This is a genomic window from Paenibacillus sp. FSL R5-0407 (assembly GCF_038009185.1).
In the GTDB taxonomy this organism is placed as follows: Bacteria; Bacillota; Bacilli; order Paenibacillales; family Paenibacillaceae; genus Fontibacillus; species Fontibacillus vini.
Map to the genome: position 1 here is coordinate 3,177,017 of NZ_JBBPAX010000001.1, position 22,204 is coordinate 3,199,220.

The 22,204-nt window shown below is 44.7% G+C and carries 11 protein-coding genes; 2 read left to right on the plus strand and 9 right to left on the minus strand.

Annotated features, from left to right (window positions below; genetic code table 11):
* Nucleotides 1-42: 42 nt before the first annotated feature.
* A complete protein-coding gene (locus tag NYE70_RS15265) occupies nt 43-2,718 on the minus strand; it encodes a stalk domain-containing protein (RefSeq protein ID WP_341047601.1) in 2,676 nt (891 codons plus the stop codon).
* 313 nt (nt 2,719-3,031) lie between these two features.
* Between NYE70_RS15265 and NYE70_RS15270 the strand changes: the two genes are divergently transcribed.
* A complete protein-coding gene (locus NYE70_RS15270) occupies nt 3,032-3,793 on the plus strand; it encodes a hypothetical protein (protein WP_341046713.1) in 762 nt (253 codons plus the stop codon).
* Here the strand turns inward: NYE70_RS15270 and NYE70_RS15275 are convergent.
* Complete coding sequence (locus NYE70_RS15275; protein ID WP_341046715.1) at nt 3,790-7,824, minus strand: SwmB domain-containing protein; 4,035 nt, start codon at nt 7,822-7,824, stop codon at nt 3,790-3,792. The genes NYE70_RS15270 and NYE70_RS15275 overlap by 4 nt on opposite strands.
* Before the next feature lie 279 nt (nt 7,825-8,103).
* On the opposite strand from NYE70_RS15275, the gene NYE70_RS15280 reads away from it, so the two are divergent.
* A complete protein-coding gene (locus tag NYE70_RS15280; RefSeq protein ID WP_341046716.1) occupies nt 8,104-8,622 on the plus strand; it encodes a stalk domain-containing protein in 519 nt (172 codons plus the stop codon).
* Between the two features lie 50 nt (nt 8,623-8,672).
* On the opposite strand, the gene metK is transcribed toward NYE70_RS15280, so the two are convergent.
* The 7 genes from metK to NYE70_RS15315 form a co-directional block, all read right to left on the minus strand.
* Nucleotides 8,673-9,875 carry a methionine adenosyltransferase gene (metK, locus tag NYE70_RS15285; RefSeq protein ID WP_211022646.1) on the minus strand — a complete coding sequence of 401 codons (1,203 nt, stop codon included), beginning with the start codon at nt 9,873-9,875 and terminating at the stop codon, nt 8,673-8,675.
* Between the two features lie 183 nt (nt 9,876-10,058).
* Entirely contained in the window at nt 10,059-10,331 is a 273-nt protein-coding gene (locus tag NYE70_RS15290; protein ID WP_213653714.1) for an alpha/beta-type small acid-soluble spore protein, read from the minus strand.
* A gap of 118 nt (nt 10,332-10,449) precedes the next feature.
* Nucleotides 10,450-10,980 (minus strand): hypothetical protein, encoded by a 531-nt coding sequence (locus NYE70_RS15295; protein WP_341046717.1) that lies wholly within the window; start codon nt 10,978-10,980, stop codon nt 10,450-10,452.
* Between the two features lie 105 nt (nt 10,981-11,085).
* Nucleotides 11,086-13,596 (minus strand): hypothetical protein, encoded by a 2,511-nt coding sequence (locus tag NYE70_RS15300; protein WP_341046719.1) that lies wholly within the window; start codon nt 13,594-13,596, stop codon nt 11,086-11,088.
* Nucleotides 13,597-13,746: 150 nt separating this feature from the next.
* Complete coding sequence (locus tag NYE70_RS15305) at nt 13,747-16,884, minus strand: Ig-like domain-containing protein (protein ID WP_341046720.1); 3,138 nt, start codon at nt 16,882-16,884, stop codon at nt 13,747-13,749.
* Nucleotides 16,885-17,394: 510 nt separating this feature from the next.
* Nucleotides 17,395-17,736: a hypothetical protein gene (locus tag NYE70_RS15310; RefSeq protein ID WP_211022651.1), complete on the minus strand. Its 342-nt coding sequence runs from the start codon at nt 17,734-17,736 to the stop codon at nt 17,395-17,397.
* Nucleotides 17,737-17,886: 150 nt separating this feature from the next.
* Nucleotides 17,887-21,891, minus strand: a complete 4,005-nt coding sequence (locus tag NYE70_RS15315; RefSeq protein WP_341046723.1) for an S-layer homology domain-containing protein — start codon at nt 21,889-21,891, stop codon at nt 17,887-17,889.
* Nucleotides 21,892-22,204: the final 313 nt, after the last annotated feature.

The following is a 22,204-nucleotide window of genomic DNA, read 5'->3' on the forward strand; positions in this document are numbered from 1 at the left end:
CTTCTCCATTTCCAAGTTTCCATTTATCCAAAACTTATCATATCACGATTGAAGGGTAATCGTTTTGGTTTTCTTTTCCCAATTTACGTTAATTCCTAGTTGTTCAGACACCAATCTTAGAGGTACTAAAGTCCTATTATTGGCTATGATCGGAGTAACTGCGGACTGTTTCGCAGCCCCGTTCAACATATATTCCTTCTTGCCGACCGTTAATTCAAGGACTGTGGTACCACGCGTTACGGTAATTTTCTTCGCCTTTGCATTCCAGGCCGCTTGTCCGCCAAAAGCATCCAGCACATATTTGATCGGAACATACGTCGTTCCGTCCTTGATCAGCGGAGCAACATCCAGCGTCTGCTTCTTACCGTCAACCGTCATGCTGCTCTGACCCGCTACCATTGTCACAGTTGCGCTAGGCATTCCGGTATCCCCACCCGTAACAGGGGCTGTAAAACGGATGTTGTCAAAAGATACGCTGCCGGTCAAGGCGCGTTCATCTTGTCCCTCTTCCAGATTGACGACATACAGCCGTTTCAGCTTGGCCGGATGTTTGATGGCGCTCGCGGTCAGGTCCACGGTGATTGTTTTCCAGCCGGTGAAATCAAGCGGCCGCGCGAGATCCACGTAAATGCTCTTGCCGTCCGCAGCGGCAAACTCGGCCCGCAGCCAGTTCAGACTGGCGTCGCCTAATACGTCAATCGCCATTGAAGTGGCGCCTTCCGGAATGGTTTTGCCTGTCGTGCCATTGATTTGGGCGTAAGCGAACTTGTTGCCACTGCCGCCGGTAAGATCGTAATCCAATTTCAATACCTTGGATTTCTCGCGTTCTCCGGTACCCTGAACAATAGCAGCCGTTCCTTTGGTTTCAGTCGGCAATCCTGTAAACGATACAGGGTAGGTGGCATTCTCAAAATTCTCCCAAACCTGCTCCGAAGAAGCCGAGAATACGATCGGCGTACCGCTAAATCCATCATATTTTGGCGTAGCGTAAGCTACTTTTGCTCCATTGTTTACGGATTGAACGCTAAGCACTCCATTCTGGACGCTTGCCTTCATCCCTGTGAATTCCCACTTCACGGACTCATCCGGAACGTTCACGGTGTTTCCGTTTTTAAGTTTGGCAGTAACCGGTACGGATACCGAAACCCCGGCTTCCAGGGAAGCAAAGGTCGTTACAGGCGTCAGACTGCTTAGGTCCGCCCCGCCAAGCACGGTTACTTCCATGCTGTCCTTGCCGTCACCGCTGACCGCCGTAATTTTCGAGGTTCCTGCTTTTATACCCTTAAACCCTTCGCCGGTCCAGGCAACATTGCCGTTGTCCGATTTCCAGGTCGCCTGAATGCCCGCCGCATCCACCGGGTTATAGTAGATGTCGTAGCCTTTTAACGAATATGCAGCGGTTTGACCGATCAGCAAGGTAGAAGCCCCGCTAACCTTCAATCCTTTCAGCGCTCCTTGAGGCGCTGTCGTATACACCCCAAGCCCGTTGGCCACTGCACGTTGCCCAGCCGAGCCGTTTGAGGTTGTAAAGGTCAGTTTCGCCTCCGTCTCCGCTAGAGGGCGGGTAACCATCGTCGTAGACCCGCCGCCGTCCAGATTGACACCTTTCCAGACGCCGATCGAAACCATGAATTTCTGCAGCTCAGCCAATGTCAGACCGGAGCTGGAACCATTCTTTTCAACCGTGATAATGTATACTTTCTTCCCGTCTTGCGAATATCCGACCGCAGTACGGGCAACAGCGCTGCCGCCGCTAATCGACGTGGTGGAACGAGTAAAAGCCGATGCCTTACCTCCATCTACCAAGAGGGTGTGCCCGCCGATCATCATCTTGAATTCCGACGGATTCAATTGCTGGCCGCTAGTTTGAGAAACGAGTTGGTAGGAAGCATCCACCCGCTGGCCCACCGTCATATGCGTGGCGATAAAGTCTGCAGCTTGTCCATGCGCACGCAAAATATAGCCGTCCGAAGGTACCTGTCCGGGAATCGCAGCTTGATAGGATATTTGTTGAATAACGCCTCCCTGCACCAGCACTTCGGTCGGAGTCGTTCCGCTTGCTTTCGGGCGTTCCTCGGATTTCCAAGCGCTTGTATAGATGAACATATTATTCACGTGGCTGTACGCTTTGTCCGGTTCCGTCGTATAAGACTCCTGGTTAATCCCCGTAAGCGGGAATGTCGACCCGTCTTCCGCCATCACGGTACCCGTAAAATTATAACGGTCAATCACCGGCGTATTATCGCTTCTCACGCCAAATGTAAACATCCCCTGAAGCTTCGCCGGGCTGGTTACCAGCGTTCCTTGAGACACGGCCGCACCCATCGGCACGCCTTGTCCTCCCGTGGCAAAGAAGTCGCCGTTCACGCCGGCTACCGCACCGGTTTCTTGCGCCATGCCTTCCACGGATTGTCTAGTCGTCACTTGGCCCCCTTTGCCTGTCATCACATCCAATTGGACATAAGGATTGCTCAGATCCACTTCAATTACATCGGCCAGTACTTTTACCTGTTTACCTGAGCGCGTTGTTGTATATTGATATTTTACCAGCTTCGCGCCGGACGTAATGTCTTCAGTTCCTAATTTGGTCGCCTGACTTTCCGCCGCATATACGGTAGACGTTGTTCTTCCAAACGGCTCCATTAAAACCATCGGCTGAATCCAGATCAAGCCCGCTAATGAGACCAGAATCAGTTTTTTACCTTGGCCAGCCGCCATCCGCACTATTTTAGCCCTTTTCCCGGCTTCCTCTCTCTTAACAACCATTTTTGTAAGCTACTCTCCCATCTTATTGCAATCTGTTATCCCGGGCTCTGTCCACCCGCGGGAATCTAGTACATAAATAATAGACTACAAAATGCCGGAAAAGTTACGAAAAAAAGCAAATTTCATGGAATTACAGTTGGACTACTATATACATAATTGCTATAATTACCCTATAAAGTGACGAAGAACGTCCTGACAATCTGATTGATTCAGAGGGTTGGGGCTTTTTTGTGCTTATAAATCAATTTGGGGGTCGGTAAGTGCTATGACAGGAAAGTTTGAATTGGCGTATGAAGTCTTTTTGAAGTCTCACATGGATTCCAAATCCAAGGATCGAGAGGAACTGCTTTCCGTAAATCACGGTTACGAAGAAATGCAATTTCTCAAAAATGTATGGTGGCCGCTGTTCGGCAACTTGGATCATCTGTATCCGGAATACGAGGTTCGCGATTGGAGCGGGAAGGGCCATTTCGCGGATTTTGCTTATTTGCCGGGGCATCTGAAATTCCTGATCGAAATTAAAGATAACGCCTATGAAAGAGTAGCAAATCGCGAGGACTATGCCGACGGGTTGAACCGCGAGCTATTTCTTCAAGCCTCAGGCTACCGGGTCATTTCTCTTGCCTACGACGATGTGGAGCAACGGCCCGAATTATGTAAATACTTGCTCCAGATGCTGCTCATCCGTTACCAGCCAGGCCTACACTCTACAGATCGTCCATTATTTGCGGAAATGGAAATGATTCGCCTCGCGCTAAACTCACCTCTTCCGATCTGCTCCCAAAATGTCGCAGAGCACTTTAATACCGATCATCAAACCGCCATTAGAATGCTGCAGTCTTTATGTCAAACAGGTTGGCTCCGCCCCCTATGCACCAAAGCAAGTGAAGGAATCCACTATTATGAAATGATCCGAGGAAAGGATGAAATGATGGATGAAGCGGTGCTCAATAGGCGTGTGGAGGCATTGTACACAAAAACAAACCTCCCAGTGACCCAAAGGGCACCGGAAGGCATTTGTAATTAAATATTATTCAGTTTATCCAGCACGCGTTTAAGCATGACAGCGGCTTGGGCACGGGTTGCGTTACCACCCGGTTGGAACATATTCGCGGATACACCTTGAATAATCCCCTCTTTTACCGCTATTGCGACCGTGTCCTTGGCCTGGATTTTGGCGCCGTCTTTGAATCGGGTTAAGGTCTGTGTGCTCGCTCCGTTCGCCGAGGTATTATACCCGGCATACTCCATAGCTCTTACCATCATGAGCGCCATCTGCTCCCGGGTGATGTAGTTGTTCGGCTTGAAGGTTCCGTCGGGATACCCATTGATGATTCCTGCTTTGGCCGCAGCCCCGATATATAATCCCGTCGTACTTGATGCCGCTACATCGGGGAACCTGCTTGCGCTTGTCACATCCAGAGGAAGACCGAGCCCTTTGGCGAGGAAGGTGGCAAATTCAGCGCGCGTAATTTTTTTGTCCGGCTCGAATTTATAGCTTTTGCTGGCGGAGGCCGGGTCAACAATCATCTTGCCGACCAGTTCGGCGATGTCATTTTTCGCCCAATGATTCGCCGTATCCTCGAAGTACCCGTAGCCTACAGCAGGCCCAACAACCGTATTTCCATTGATCTTTGCTATAAATATTACGCCTGCTCCGCTGGTCTTCACTGCTGACGGCATGTAGGCTACCGTACGGGTAGAGAGGTCATATTTGACCAGTGAAGAGGTAACGGACGGCAGCTGTTTGGAAGTCTTAATATACAGCTGTCCTTTATGAGCGACTTCGACTTGATTGGAGCCGCTGTTTGCCGTTACATAGACTTCCGTTGGATCTGCCAATGAGCTTACCGTGACGGCCCCGTTGGAAGGGAGCGAAGGTAACATGCCTCTGGAGACCGCTTCTAATCGGATCACCAGGTTCACCGATGAAAACGATCCGATGCTCAGCGCGCGAGATATTTCCTGATACGGCAGGCTCTGAACAGGTAGCACGTACAAGTTGTTTCCGTATTTCACAGCAAAAGAGGCCTGTTTACCGCTGCTGTATACTTCGATGAGCGGATTCATCGGAATGGCAACTTCCGCTGCTTTTTCAGTTGCAGGAACTTCAAAGACTAGCATTTTCTCCGAGCTGGCAGTACCGGTCAAGAAGTCCAGGGCGCCTTTTAACTTGGTGCTGTCCAAGGTGTACTTGGAAATCGTCTGTTCGTATCTCGAACGGTCCGCTGTAATTTGTGCTGTATTCGCGGCCAGAACGTATCCTGTTATTCCAAAATCGCTAGCCGACATCAAGGATACGTAAGACGGCTGTCCGACAGTCCCCGTATTCGTCGAAGTCCCCGAAGAACTCGTCGCGTTCGTCACCGGCATTGTGGTATACCCCTTCATTACGTTGCCGGCAGTGTCGTACAGCAAGGTTGGCCCCGACATGTATGATATTTCGATGGCCTGGAGTGAGGTCACCGGATTCGCCAATTTTACGATCACCGTATTGCCGCTGGCAGAAGCGGATTGTACAGTTTGAGAAGTTTTATCCACGGTTACATAAAATTGATTGACTGGGAACCAAGATACCGTTCTAAGCGACGTATTATAGGTAATTGTAATTGTATCCCCTTGGATTACCGCCGAACGGATTCCTTCGGTGATCACATTGTAATTTACAGGTTGAAGATTAATGTACCCCGCCAAGTTGCCGTTCAGATCCGCAATTCCGCCCGTGCCGGATACATAAGATAGTGTGACGGCCTGTTCCTTGGTAAAGGAAGACGCCAGCGTCAGTATCACCTGATTGGAAACAATCTCGACTGCCGTGACGTAAACCGGCGAATTGTTGACCAGTACGGAGAATTGGCTCTTCATCGGAACCGGCGTCGTTCTCAGGGCTTCGTTATAACTGAGCACGATTTTGTTGCCCGAGCCCTCCACTCCAGTAAATTCAGGCGCAACCGTATCGTAAGTGTTCCGGACATAGTAATCGTCAAATCCGGAAATGTTTTGTCCCCGGTAGTCCTGCAACGGGTATGAACCAGGTGAATAAGATACCTTTACGACTTCTCCATTCGATACAGTGCTGGACAAATATAGCGTCACTGTCGATCCGCTTTGATAGATGGAGTCAACACCTTTGGAGTAGCCATCGGCGGTTACCCGGAATTGGTCATACGCATAGGTGGAGACACTTTTCAGCGTATCGCTAAAATATAAAGTCAAGCTGCGGCCGGAGACGGATCCGTCCTTCGGTTTCGGTAGCACCGAATCCATGCCATTCGTAACATCCTTGCCTGAGATCGATCCCGCCGCATTGCCGGAAGTGTCCTGAATCGGACGGATTGAGCTTCCGCTGTAGCTGATTCGCACATTTTGCCCGACCGCTACTCCGGTATCTAACGTGACATACACACTTTCACCGGAGACATAGGCATTACTAATCCGCCGGTTCTCTCCATTAACCGTTACCGTAAAGGCGGATGTCAAAAGATTAATAGAAGCATCCAATGTTTTGTTATACGACAATCGGATCACTGAATTGCTGTACATTACCGCGCTTTGCAATACCGGGGTTGTCCGATCTGAAGTCAACGTTTGGAAAGTCCAGCTCGATGATCCGCTCACACCGGCAAAAAGAGCTCCGGTTACGCTATCCGCAACTGCGCCGGCAGCGATGTCCACGTAATAAGTGGACCCTTCCTGCAGATTACTGGAAGGCGTTACGATCAGCTGACGTCCCGATACGGTCACCGTTGTAGGAATGACGCCTGTAGTGCCTTGCTTTTTGAGAGAAACCAGATTTGCATCTTTAAGTACGATCAGATTATTAAAAGTGGCAACCATTTTGCTAGTCACCGCATTTCCGGTACTCCGGTCGGAAGGAGACAACGAATTGATTTTAAGTGTGCTCGAAGCCGCAGTCCCCGTTGTGAAGGACCAATCTAACGCTGTGGTGCCATTTTTATCGCTGTCTTTGAAAGCCAACGCCGGCACGGATATCGTGTATCCGGTATTGTAGTTCAATTGCGGCAGAGTTATGGTGATTTGGGAGGTTCCGCCTCCCTTAACTTCGGAAGAAGTGACGTCAAAGGCCTTTACCAAGGATGTGCCGCTTGTTGGTGCAGTGAGCAGCAGCTTAATCGTTCCTGCGTCCGGATACACCGGGCGCGTGAAGTTTAGTTGAATAGTATCGTTAATCCCTACATTCACAGCTCTGTTGGCCGGAACTGTTGGAGTCGTGGCATGCCAATCCACCGGATTCCCTTGTACATTGACAAACCACTTCTGTGCATTGCTTATACCTTCGGACGGCTGGTTATCGATATCGACAAAAGCCCCCTGATCTACCAGAACATAATAGCGTTCACCTTTGATCAAATTGCTAACCTGCCAGGACACAGTCTTATCATTGACTACTACTCCAGCATCCTGAACAGATAACGCCAGCACACTATCATTGTTCGAAGCCCGTTTTACATAAATGTTACCGTTACCCTTAAGGATCGGCTTATCAAATGTCAGGCTGAATACCTCGTCCGCCCCCGTCACCGTGGCACCTGTGGCCGGCAAGAACGGATTGATAGCACTGATGACCGGCGGCTTGCTGTCAGGTGCACTCAGGCTGGTAAATACAAGATCAAAGGGTTCAGACGTAGTCCCCGGGTTCCCTGCATCAATAAAAGACCCCGCCGTTCCCTTCACATGATAGACTGCATTCGGAATCAACGGTGTCCCCGTGCCGAGGTGGTTATTGTCCGGCAGTGTAAGATCCAGCCTCTTTGTTACATAGCCTTGCGGAGAAATAGTTTGAGTCAATACAGTCGTAACTACCCCAGGCTTTCCAATTTCCTCGGCTGTGACCTCGATTGTCCCCGTGCCTGCCTTAACCTCCCGATCAAACAACAACTGAATCGTTTTGGTCGCTAGCGGGACCCCCTTGGCCCCTCCAGCAGGCAGCATGGATGTCACCGCAAATGATGTTGCCGGCGCAGCCGATCCCAAAGCCACCAACATCATATTGATGACCATTAACATTGCCAAACCTATCGAAATTTTCTTTCTCATCTTGTCGTACTCCCCTCTCACTCATTGAATGCTCTATGTATGTATTTCAGCACATGGCAATTAAGCGCATACCTATATCTATTAACGGCAAAAAGGCCATCCAAGTTTAGGAAAGGCAAGAAATAGACGTGTACAAATTCTAAGGTAATACCAATAATCATAAATATTTAAGCAGTGATCAAATTTATTTAAATTAATATTTTAAATTTCTTGTTACATTTGCTTGCTGGCTGGGTAAAAGTCATTATTGAGTAATTTTTTATTTAGGAGATGATACATATGAAAAGAGTAATCGCTTCCTTAGCGATCGGCATGCTGATCGGGTCTGCCACTGTTGCAGCAGCCGCCCCGAATACAGTTCAAGCCACCATCGCCAAATTTAAAATTTTGGTAGATGGCGAGACAAAAACCGGCACGACCAACCAATTGGTTTATAACGGAACTACTTATGTTCCAATTCGTGAGGTTGCAGATTTGTTTGGGTATAACACAAATTATGACGGGCCTAAGAAAACTATCGAATTTGCTTCGGCGAATGAAACTGTTGCAGAATGGATTTCTTTAGCAAACTTTGCAGCTTTAAACGAGGCTCAAGTTGGCCAACCCGAAGATAGTGATGATATTATTACCATTGCGAGAAGTGGTATAAGACTTTTCGGAATAAATAAAACTGGATTTACAGATGGTACTGAATCAAAGGTTCTTACGGAGGACGGAAAAACAATCCGTGTTCTGAAACTTAAAGATTCATTTATGTTAAATAAAGAGGACCTGAAGGCTGCTGGTTTTAAAATCTAAATCAAAAAGAACCCATCGATAATTCGATGGGTTCTTTTCTGAATTTTTCCTTACAACCCTGCTTGGGCCTTAAGCGCCTCAGCCTTGTCCACTCGTTCCCAAGGTAAATCCAGGTCCGTACGTCCAAAATGGCCGTAGGCAGCCGTCTGACGGTATATTGGACGGCGGAGATCCAGCATCCGAATAATGCCCGCTGGGCGGAGATCGAAGTTCTCACGAACCAATTCGACCAGCTTCTCCTCGGATACTTTTCCTGTTCCGTAAGTATCTACATTGATGGAGACAGGAGTTGCTACACCGATAGCATAAGCGAGCTGGATTTCTACCTTGTCAGCCAAGCCTGCGGCTACAAGATTTTTCGCTACATAACGGGCTGCATAAGCAGCGGAACGGTCGACCTTTGTCGGATCTTTACCAGAGAAGGCACCGCCGCCATGGCGAGCATATCCGCCGTAAGTATCGACAATAATTTTTCGCCCAGTTAATCCGGCATCCCCTTGCGGTCCGCCGATTACAAAACGCCCAGTAGGGTTGATGAAATATTTGGTCTGCTCGTCCAACAATTCTGCCGGAACGACAGGAAGAATGACTTGTTCTTTAATATCTCTCTGGATTTGCTCCAGTGTGATTTCTTCAGCATGCTGCGTGGATACAACGATGGTATCGACGCGATTAGGCTTTCCATCCACATACTCAATGGTGACTTGAGTTTTCCCATCGGGACGAAGGTATTCCAGGGTTCCGTCCTTGCGAACTTCAGAAAGTCGGCGTGCGATACGATGAGATAATGCTATAGGAAGCGGCATTAATTCGGGCGTTTCGTTCGTCGCAAAACCAAACATCAGTCCTTGGTCACCTGCACCGATATTTTCCGTTTCTTTATCCATTTGTTCCGGATCGCGGTTTTCCAGCGCTGCATTTACGCCTTGAGCAATATCGGCAGACTGTTCATTCAGCGAGGTCAGAACAGCGCATGTATTGGAGTCAAAGCCGTATTTGGCACGTGTATAACCGATCTCTTTTACCGTTTTCCGAACAATGGCAGGAATATCTACATATTCCGACTTTGTACTGATCTCACCGATCACCAGAACTAGTCCGGTAGCTACGGAAACTTCGCAAGCTACACGTGCATACGGATCGTTGGCCAAAAATGCGTCAAGAACCGCATCGGAGATTTGGTCGCAAATTTTATCCGGGTGTCCTTCCGTTACGGACTCGGAAGTAAATAAGTGTCGCCCTTGTATGGACATGAAATCAACCTCCCCTATGGATAGTATGGCAATTGCCGAAGTATCCAATACTAAAAATAATGGCGTGATTGAGGACCCATAAAAAATGAACCTTTTCCTTAGCGGAAAAGGTTAATCCTCAAAAGTCATATTAACGTATTTGCCAAGTCATGTCAAAATAATTAGGACAAGTTCATTAAAATCCTACAATAACATATCTCTTTGGGCTTGAGCCACCAAACGTTTTGTAATTTCGCCTCCGACGGAGCCATTTTCCCGTGATGTTAAATGCCCCCAGCTCCCGCCTGTGCTTGTTCCACCACCAAAGGCTCCAAGCTCACCTGCAAATTCTGTATCCGCTCCAGCCAAGCCTCCAGCTCCACTGACGGGGAGCCCAAATTCTGCAGCGATTTCATATTTCCATTGATTAAGTACTTGGCGGCTCTCTGGGACGATTTTACGGTTACTTCTTGCCATGGATCATACACCTCCAGTAATTTTATACCTCGGATGTAGTATGTGCATGACCTTCAAGGCTAGCCCTATTAATGTTTGTTACTTTTGGCAAATTCATGTGCTTAAAATTAATCGTTTATTATTGGATTTTATATCCGCCTCTTACCATAACAGTCAGGTTATACTTGTTTCCTTCTTGAACTTGAATCCCTCTCCCATCTCTAGGAAAAGAAAGCAAGTGATTGTTCGCAACCGCTCCGCCATTCGCAATGTCCTTACCGTCCGTTAAATCGGCCACCCCATTTGAATCTTGGCTGTATATAACTGCTTTTCCTGCACGAACAACAAATTCTGCACCTGCTGAGGCAATTAGAGTCTGCCCCGGTTTTACATCCACTATAGATACTGCGTCAGACGAACTTCCGCTTCCTTCACCTGTCGATGGCGTGGTCGGGCTGGTAGGTGTTGTTGGAATTGTTGTGGTGCCACCACCTTTGATTGCCTGCTGGATTACTTGGTCGACATAACTTTTGGTCACTACAGGATCGTCTGCGGTTCCTGGCTGATTTGTAACTCCTGCCCCTTCTGCTGTCAAATTCATAAGTGAACCGGCCCATATACCTCCGCCGATTAGTATTGCAGCTGCCATTACCTTCCATGCTGTCTTCACATTATGTTCCTCCTAAACTATTTCTATTACTTACATGATAGTGGTTTTAATAGAAGGGAACAAGCAAAAATCCCTCTCTGTATGAGGGATTTTTACTTGAGCAAATTATTCTAATCCAACAGAAGTGTAATAAAAGCCCTGGCTTCCTAGTTTTATCTTTTGTCCTTGGAATACGTCATATACGTTAAGTTGCAAAGACCCTGCTTTTCTTCCATCAAAAATTGAATCATCAAAGCTGAAGCTTGCACTTCCTCCATTTGTAACTTTAATATCTGTCTCTGGAGAGAATTCCTTTTCAAAGCTGCGGCCCGTTGAATCCACAACTTCAAATAAGTACTTATGAGTAAATTCCCCAATTGTGTAATCCATATTACGCTTCATGTTATAATCGAATGTTACATTTACTGATGTAGAGCCGCTTAGTTTTGCCCGTACGTTTTTAACTGAGAGTGTAAATGGGAACACTTCTAAATCTGCCAAGGTAGATTTAACTTGTGGTTGAATTACGCTTAGCTCCAATGCAGCAGCATTGACATATCCAGTGGACTCTCCCTTTACAGGTGTGAGTTTATTATCGGTTATTCCCTCGCCAACTACTAGCTTCAAGTCGCTTGTAGTTATACTCTTAGGAATTTTGGCCCATAGGGCAATAATACTCTTTTCATCTGGTGCTGTAGAAGTATCAACTTGACTTACAGTAGCTTTATAAGTTTTACCTCCCGATCCTTGGAATGCCCCGGCAAATTGTGATAAATCAATCTGATGGTCCTCCAAATTTTTAGCTTCAAGTTCCGTATAGATTAAATCTGAAGAGGTTCCACTGTAAACAAATGATCGTACTGCCTTTAACTCTTCTCTATGCCCCGGAGTCTCGATTGTATAAGCCTCTCCCTGTGCTATTGTTGGTAATTTAGGCAATGATCCAGCATTGATAAATTGAACCCACTCAGAAGTGCCTTCGCCAACTTTTTCAAGCAAAGCTATTTGCAGTTGACTGAAATCTAAAGATCCAGGGACTTTAGAGACGACATATACATCAGTAGAAGTATTAGCTCCGAGTAATCCTGTACTTTGAGTTGAAATCAATTTTGAATCTGCAGTTAATTTAGCAGAGTCAATCTTGAGAAGGCCTGTCAATTCCGGAAGAATAATTGTTTTGAAACCTGTATTTCTGATATTAATTTTGGCGGAGACTAAATCCCCATCGCTCCAAGGAAGTCTTTGAATGGACTCGAGAGTAAACCCAACAATACCGTTCGTAGTTTGAACAAACTGCTTTTGACCAATCATGTTTTGAACTGGCTGAACCTCAGGAATTGCAAATATTCCTACTGGGTAACTAAATGTATCCTTCGAATCTGCAACAGATGGTAGATTCATAAACAATTGTGGTTTCACTGAACTCACATTAGCTGGAATTGTAACGCTCAAGTTCAATACTCTTTCTTCAAGAGGTTGTAACGTAAGATTCTCGGTAGCTTGTGTTGAAATAGGTAAACGATATCCATCAGATGTTTGAAGTTCAAATTGATACTTCGGAATGGTCACCGTTGACCCGCTAGTATTCCTTAAATTTAACCTCATAGATAGATTATGTTCATCAAAACTTTGCAATATAGTTGCCCCAGTAAAACTGACTGCGATTTTACCGCTTCCTACTGGAATGAACTTTTCAATATTAGGCTCAATTGCTAAGGACTTATTAGAGGCTCCTGGCAATTGCAGCGTTGCAATAGGTAAACTTAGCTTCGTAGTTTCATCGTCTTGAACTAATTGAAGTTCCATTTTTGATAAATTGATACTTTTCGGAATTGAAGTCATTAAATTTAATGATTTGGTATCTTGTGGCTGAATTTTATAATCTACACTAGTTGTATCGGCGGACATTGGATAGCTCGCTCCGCTTGCTGTTTTAATAACGAATTTCACTTTAGGATCTTCGAAAATTTTATATCCTATATTCGTCATGTCGAGGCTTACATTTACGTAATTGTAATCACCTGACACAAAGCTTGCGACTTGGCTTACTTTAGCCTTAATTGGAGTATCAAATACTTTTAAAGTCTTCGATTGATCAGAGGGTGTTGACGTAAGATAGGTTGCTGGAATTTTGAATTGCCCCTTTAAGCTTTCATACCCTGCTTGACTAAAATCCCACTTAATTATTTGAAATACAAGATCACTAACCTTTACATTTTTACCCACTTTAGCTACATAAGTTAAGGTTGTAGACGATCCTGCTGAGAGCTTCTTCTTATCCTTATCCTTAGCCATTAAAGAAGTGCTGTATGTAGTACCACTCGCCGTTTTAACCTTTGACCAATAATCAAGCAGATCTAAAGTCTTACTATCTCCGTTTTTTATAACCAAGGTATAGGTAAGTATACTTTCTTCATCCAAGGTTAGAATATTAACATCGGTTAACTGAACCGTACTTTTCGCAGTAATTTTAATGGGGGACAAATTTGCCAATGTATGAACTACTGTCTTTGTCTGTTTTACTGGTGTCTTTGTAGTTGTCTTTGTTGTTGTATTCCCGGCGGCCAAAGCGCCTTGCGAACTTGTCAATAGTAATGCTATCCCTAAGGATGCAGCTGTTATTGGAATCTTTCTCAACGTATTTCCTCCCATGCAGAAATGTTCTTACTATTAATAACGTTTTCAAGTGGAAAATGTTTCGAAATCTAGTGAAATGAATACAAAAAAACCAGCAAGGGAGCTCCCCTTGCTGGTTCCTTCTTTAGACAATTAAACTAATAAGTTTAATTAGCGCAGTTGGCTTACTACACCATCAAGTGTAAATGCATCTGCAGTATTTCTTTCACTGCTTGCATCTGTGACAGCTTTAGCGTCACCGTTACCTGCAAGAAGTTCGATCATAACTACTTCATTAACTCCCAATTCACCTTTAGTAGTGAATGTAACAACCAATGTATCGTTAGTTGCACTGGTAGAAGCTGCCTCGTATTGGGAAGATACCAGATCAGTACCTGTTACAGATACTTTAACAACTCCAGTATCTTCAACTACTTTAATTGCTTCGTCAAACTTAATAGTTGCCGTGTACTGATAGTTACCGCCTGCAACTGGAGTTCCAGCGGACAAGATGAACGGCTTAGCATCCGAAGGTTTAACGACAGAAGGTTTAATCTTATCTGTTACAGATTTACCAGTTACAGAATCAACGATATGTCCAAATTCGTCTCTAGTGTTAGTAACTGTTCCTACAGATTCAAATGTCAAATCAGTTCTAGGGGCAATTTTCTCGCCATCTTTCAGCGTGAATGTAGCGATTGTCTTGCCACTATCATGAGTATATCCATCAAGTTTCAAATCATAAGTCGCACCTGTAACAGTGGTACTTCTGAGTCGGAACTCATTCGGATCAACATTGATCAGTTTACCATCAAACTTAACTTTAATTTGATCTTTTGCTGTAGCATTTACTTCCGTCACACCAATTTTGCTAAAGTCAGGTGTAATTGGTGTAGGAGAAATGTTACCTTTATCTGCATAAGCATAGTTTCCATCTTGGTCAGCAATCAATGATACGCGCAATTTAACTTGCGAGTAATCTTTAACGCCAGCAACCAATTGACCAAGAGCTTTGTCAGTATAAGGAACTGTGATCTTCACTGTTTCTGGAGTAATCAAATCTGCATAGGAATCAGTTGGAAGAGATTCAAATGTAGAACCAGTTTGTGCTGCCCAGTCAATGTTGTATTTGGAAATTTCACGCGCACTTCCCAAACCTTCTGTTGCAACTGGCTTGCTGAATGTCACATAGAAGTATACATCCCGTTTAGCAGCAGTGGATTGTTGCTCCTCAACCCAGAATCTAGTTACCTTGAATTCGGATGTATCCCCGATTTCAAATGTTTTGGATACTGGAACAATTGTATTAGGTACAAATGCATTATCTTGAACTCCAGTTACTTCAAGAGTATAAGTACCTTTATCCAATTTACCATTCAGTTGAATCGTTGCTTCATCATTGTCACTGTTGAAAGCAATTCCTCTTACCGGATGTCCATTTCCGTTCAAGCCTTTTCCTACAACTACTTTACCATCTTTATCCTTGATAGTGTAGTTTTCTTGTTTCGCTCCCGACGGGTTGCCATTTGTACCAGTGAGATAAACTGGTTCGCTGAACTTAACCTTCAGCACATGGTTAGTACCAACAACCTCTGCAGTTACACTTGTAACTTCAGGACGAGTGCTATCCAGTTCAGGAGTGATTTTCACTTCACGATTAGCAGAGTTGCCGCTATAGTCTGTAGCGCCTTCGATAACAATTGTGTTTTCGCCAACGCTCAGTGCTTTTTCTTTTGTGAAAGTAACGGTGATTTTGTTGCTTGCTCTGTCTAATTTAACTGTGCCATTCTTGGAAGAAATACCGTTGTAAACTTTGCTTACGGATTTCAAAGGCTCGTTAAACTCGATTTCAACCTTTGTAAGGTCAGTAGATTTCGTAGAAACAACGGTTGGAGCTTCTTTGTCTTCAGCTACAGCAAAGCTGTTTTCCACTGGAACTACTTTCAAACCGGAGAAATCTTGAACATTGCTTACAGTCAGCTTATGGTCGCCTACAGCCGATTCAGTGGTAATAATCACACTGTTCGGGAAAGCATATTCCACATAGCCTGCAATGGATTTTCCGTCAATTTTGTAGTTGGAAGTCGAGCTTGCAGTTGTACGATCGATTGGCTCGGAGAATACAACTTTAATCGCTTTAGTTCCAAGCCCTACTACTTCTTTAACTGTAGGAGTTGTAACGTCAACAGGTGTGAATTTAACTTCTTGTTTCAATGTTCTAGCTTTATCGGAGCTCTTCACGCCGTCAACAGTGATCTTAGTTTCCGATTGGTTGACCAGTTGGTTGCCACCATTGGAATAGTATTCACCTTCAAGCGTCAACACTACGCTGCGAGCATCGGAAGACAATACTGCAGAGTCGATTGTTCTGTTGAGTTTGTAGTTAGCTTTAGTTTCTGCAGAAGCCTTATCAACTTCACCGTCGAATTTTACAATGATTTGTTTCAGGTTGTCAGCAGATACGCTTTCTACTTTAGTTGCTGCAGTTACAACATAAGTAACAGTGTGTTTGAGTTCAACACCGTCTTTAGTTTTGAAAGTAACTTCCGTTGCTTTGTTAGCTTCCAGTTCTTTTTCCAGTGTTACTTTAACTACTTCGCCGTTGGAGAGCGTGAACTCAACGTTCTTGCTGTCCTTAACTTCGTATTTAGTTACTGTAGGAACTTGAGCCGCTTCGTAGATTGCATATGCTGCAACTACTGCTTGGGAGCGGGAAGCGTTAGCTTGGTAGTTGATACCTTCTTGCAGGTAACCAGCTTTAACAGCTGCTGCTACATAACCTTTAGCCCATGCGCTAGCAGTGTTGTTAGCGTCAGTAGGAACTTCCAGTTTCAAAGCAGTTACCAGAACTTTTGCAAGCTCTTGTACAGTTACGTTGCCAGTAGGATCGAACAATTTCTTAGTAGCGTCTTTACCATTGAGGATGCCGGCTTGTGTAGCGGCTTCAATGAAAGGAGCTGCCCAGTGGTTAGCTGTGTAGTTCTTATCTTTGTAAGTTGCTACGCCAGTTACTGGCTCCAAACCAATGGATTTAACGATGATTTTTGCAAGCTCTGCGCGAGTCAGTGCTTTTTCCAGGTGGGATTGACCATCTGGGTAGCCAGTCAAAATGCCAGCTTCTTTCAATGCGTTGAATTGTTGTTCGTCTGTCAATTTAGCATCAGCACCGAATGCTACGGAAGCAAACATGGAGAATGCCATTGCTGTAGACAGAGCTACGGATAAAATTTTCTTCATAACCTTTTTTTCTCCTCCTTGATTAACTATCACATGAGAGTTTTCTTTAAATGAATAGCTCGTGTTACTCATTAGCCATTGCACCCCCTTTCCAGAGCCTGAGCAGGTTTCCTATAAATTAGGTCTGCGACGGGAGCCGCAGAAACTTGTAAACAATACCATACGAAATAGAATGTAGAAATAGACTAGTTTCCTAATCCTACCTAGACATTATACAATGAGTCCCTAGTGCCGTAAAGCTAATTTTTCTAATAGATAGACAAGTTTCCCCATAAGGAACATGTTGGGATGTCTAAATTGGTCATCATTGTCAATGCTCTACATCTTAAACGCACGAGATTCGAAAAAGTTGCGGACTTCCGAAAAAAAATTGCAAGATTGTTACCTTTACTAAGGTTCGCCACTTCTACAACATTTTAACTCCGCTTCCGCCTGACGGAAATTAGTATAACACCCTTAAATTTGTCAGTCACTAAGCAACTTTTTCCATTATCAATACCCATAATCTATGTAGTTAAAACGCAAATAAGACGTCCAAATTGGACGCCTTATTTGAATAATATAAGGAAAGGGCTTCCTTTTTTATCTTACTCTCATCGCCAACTGGATAATCCGGGTGCGCATTTGCGGATCCGTCTCAAGCTTGGCATACATATCGTCAATAGCTTGTTTGTTGTCTCTGTACGTCTTCTCATGCGTCATAGTCATATGAGACCATTCAATCAACTCATTCTCAGCTGCACGCAAATCATTAAACGCCTCATGAAAACCCGTTTCGAGTACCAGGCTTTCCATAACCTCCTGAGTGACTTCCTGCAGCTTGGCAGTCTCCTCAATCTTCTTCTCCAATACCCGGGATCTATCCTCAAACTTTCTCTTAGCTTTCGAGTAGCCCAACTGCGGTTTTGCCATGATCGGTTTCATCTGTATAATTTCACCCTTTTGCAAAAATATCTACTACACATGCTATTGTATCTTAATCTCCAACAAATTACAAAATGATGTAACTGGAAAAAAGAACCCCCTTGTCAGAATGATTCACCGAACAAGGGGATCTACTCACTTTATTTCTTTTTAATTGAAGGTTTTAGGGAATATACTTGTTGTCTTCTTAAACAGCTCTACAGCAATCTTTCCGGCTTCCGCCCGGGTCATATTACTATCCGGGTTAAAGTTATATGAAGGTTTCTTCGCGCCCGGAAGCGTGATTTCATTACCAGACATGATTTTTGCCTTCGTGACAGCCGAAATGGCTGGGAGCGCGTAATAATCCATTTTCCCCGAATCCAAGAAGGACTTGGCCAAAGCGTCTTTCAACTTCTTATCATTCGCTGGAAGTTTCAAAGACTTCATTGCTCTGGCGATCATAACCGCCGCATCTTGACGGGTAATCGGCATATTCGGGGAGAAGAAGCCTTCCGTGCGGCCAGTAATAATACCCGCTCTAGCCGCCGTTTCAAGATGATTGAAATCCCAAGTCGCCGTTTTTGCACCGTACGGAACATCAAAGAAAGTTTGTTGATTCTCATCTGCATTAATCGGAATATTAAGCCCCTTCACCAGCAGGGTTGCAAATTCTCCTCGTGTCGTTTGATCATCGGCTCCGAATGCATCGGCACGCAATGCTTCCATAATACCTTTAGAGTACAAAGCATTCAGGATATTTCTGGCCCATGGATGATTTGTAATATCGCTATACCCACGGTTCATCTTCATAACCGTATAATAACCGAATTGGTCAAAGGGAACAGTAATCGTATGTTTACTCGTGTTTACTTCACCCGGGATTCTTTCCCACTTTCCATAACCACCGGCATCGATGTAACGGAATACCGTAACCAGAGTTCCCGCTTGATCTACTACATTAGAATCATAAGATATCGTAAGCTCTCCACGTTGCGAAGGAACAATTTTACGTTCATTCTCGAATGCAGTGAAGAAGCCTTCTGTGGAATAAGGAGCAAGCCCGTTAGTGGCTGCCTTGTATCCTGACGTCCCCTTATCTCCCAATTCCCCAACTCCGCCGCTAATCCAGTAGATATCGGAGACACGTGTAAAATTAGCGGTATCCGCAGTTGAATTAAAGCGGCTGATATACGTATCCGGAATAATTACGTTGTTAATCCCGTCATGCTTATTAATCAGACCACCGTAATCATTGCGGCGTTCCACAACTCCGTCTTTAGGATCGGCAATCCCAAACAACAGCTTGTTATCCGGATAAAACTTTGTAACTCGGTTGTTATTCATCGTCGCTGACTGAAGAACTGTCCCTTTAGGGAATGCAAGCTCCAAGGATTTATTAAACACACTATATTTGTTTGAAGTTTTTTCAACCATGTACTGAGAGTCGATTTCCACGGTTCCCGTGTAATAAACATCGATCGTATCATTAATGGTCGAATCTCCCCGGACGATTTGAATTTTGATCTTCGTTGTTTTGTCCGGTTTTAAACCTACATAGTCATAGGTAAAACGATCTTTCATCTCCGGTTCAGGGCGTCTTGTCGCTTCCCCTTTATCGATAATAACCTTGGTCGCACCCTCTGCTTCAATATCGAACCGGATAAAGTTCTTATTGACTACATACTTGTCGCCGACTGTCGGTTGAGGAGCCAACAAACGGTACGGCGCCAACTCACGAGTGATTTCCAGACGTTGATTTGTCCGTGCCCCCGTCTCGTTAATGAGTTCCAAATTGTAAACATGAGTTCCCGGTGCTTCAAACTTTAAGGAACGAATACGCAGAATAAAGTCATTTTCATTCCCCGTAAGATCATACGCATACCCTTGATAAGTAGATACATCGTACTTGGTCGTACTATCTAAGGAAACAGTAAAGATCTTATCGGAACCGAAATACAAATTAACGTTCTTCGCTCCGCTGCCACGAATGACTAAGTCATATTCTTGTTCGCTGGTGGTGTATTTATTGTCCTTGTACGTAAATTCCGTTGGCAATTCAAAAATCTGTGCGATTAACTGCTTAACAAGCTCTTTTACATCTGTATCTGGGTTATCAAATTGTCCCGCATCCGGAAAAGGAGCTCTGCTCTTACCTACAACAGGTACCTTTCCAGGATGAAACTGTGTAATCGAGGAGACATTTTCGTCGACAATATAAATTCGTAGCTCTTTACGAACCTCTCGAGTATTTCCGGCGTTGTCCATCGAGGTTCCAGTAAACACGATGGTGTTCTCCCCAAAAACAAGCGGGCCTTCCGGTTTGATGTTCAGTTTCAGTTCGAACTTGGTTACTTTCGGATTGGCGCTGAAATCAATGTCCAACCCAGTGTCTTTTCCGTCGGCTGTAGCCCCTTCAACGAGTTTCTTACCATCGATCCCATTAATAAAGTATTGAGCATTTGTAATGTTTTCGAAACCGATGTATTCACCAGTAATTGCAAGCTCATTATTCCCTGTCTTGGAGTTGAACGTATAGGTTTGTCCATCGAACAAATTGTTAATGTAGATATAGTTTTTAGAAACATACGAAATTTTCACAGTTACCGGAGCCGAGTCTGCATACTTAAAGCGGACCTGCTGCTCCCCGTTAGAGAAGCCGGTAATTTTGTAAATGCGTGCATTAGAGGTATCATCCAAGCCGTCAGTAACATCATCGACTTTTGTGATTTTCAGCGTTTTGGTACCCAATGGCAAATAATCACCGATTAGTGTATTCGGGTCCGCTGGTGCCCCTTCGGTACGTACCATGATATAAAAATCGCTACTGCTGACTTGGGCATTATTCAACGATGTCTTGCTCACATTCGAGAGGTCTGAACCATAGGAATCTTTATAATCCGGCAAATACTGCATTTCAGTAATCAAGGTTTGACCGGACAAGTACTGGAAGTTTGCTGTATAAGAAGCTGTAAAGTTCCAGGCAGAACCGTTTTTGCCGTAATTCACTACAACTTTTGGAGTTTGGGTAGTCAATACATTACCGTCATCATCCGTTTGAAGATTAAAGTCGCTTGTACGGAAGGTCACCAAACGATAAGACGGATTTCCGATAGAACCGTCAATAACAACCTCACTACCTGCTACAGGAGTAAAGACTCCCTTATCATTATATAGATTGGAATCCAAAATCGTCGGCGTTACAACTTGTCCGTCAACAGTTATGGAGGAATCATTCGCAAATGACTGGCTGCTTGCGCTGTAAGGCAAGAGTACTTGTACAATCATTTGAGCTTTGGTTAGGTTTGTTGCCGTAAGTGTCGGTTTGTTCTCAAATACTTTGTACTGGCTAGTTCCATTCATAACATACATATCCGTGAACGGATCGGACAATTTAAAATAGTAGACATCCCGGGTAATCGTAATAGAGTCGGATGCATTGGTGAAAACAATCTTCAATTTATTTAGACCCGGTGTCAGGTTTAAAGGAGGCGTAGCAAGTTGGTTGTTGTAAATATCGGTGGACAGTGCCTTGTCGTTATTTACTGTTACCGTTGCTTTCGTCGTATTATGAACTTCACCGAGCAAAGAAATCGGGGAGTTTTCCACAACAACGCGCGTTCCTTCGTTCAAATTGATATCCGAAAGCAATCCGCCGCCGGAGATCATAAGTTTGGATACGAAAGGAATCTTGTCATAGAGGACATAGAAGGACTCAGAGCCTTCCAGGTTACCGAGCATCCCAGTGAAAGTAATTCGGTTCAAACCTGGAAACAATGTCAAATTGGAGGCCGTAAAGCGGCTCTCTGGTTTGGTTGTGTCTTTTTGGACCGTACCTGGCGCCGAATGCACCTTGTCGGCAACCCACAGGCTTTTCGAAGCATCCCATGTCAATTGGTCGACTTGCGCTCTCAACGTGTCGCCGGATACCTTGGAGTAAGTCCCCTTGATCTCAATCGTGGGGGTGTTTGTTATATACACAGTGTCTCTTAAGTTTTCCTTGGTCAAATCCAGATTTGATGTTTTGCGAATATCCAGTATATCCGGACTAAAGTACGTCGTGGACGTCAGGCCGGAATCGGCTGCCTTCGCTTGCTGCATAAGCCCTGAAGGAAACAAGGAACCTACCAATACCATGAGCAAAAGCCACACGATTGATTTCTTGGTGCGTTGCATGTGTTTTATCTCTCCTTTGAATTGGATTGTTGTAGTCCCCGCATCACGGAAACCGTCCAAAAGTCGTATAGTGTTGTTATCGGTCACGATGTGGCATTATTTTAGAAAATTGGCAAAAAAGGATTGGGCAAATTCAAAGAATTCAAAATAAAAAATGGCCCTTGGTGATTAACCAGAGGCCATCCTAAATATGAAGAAGCTATTTCGCCATCTTGGTGAGCCCTAACAAACATGCTAGAAGTTCCTGTGCCCTTGAGTTCAAAGATGGCAACGTAAATACTCTGCATCTTCATCCCCTCAAACCAAAAACAAC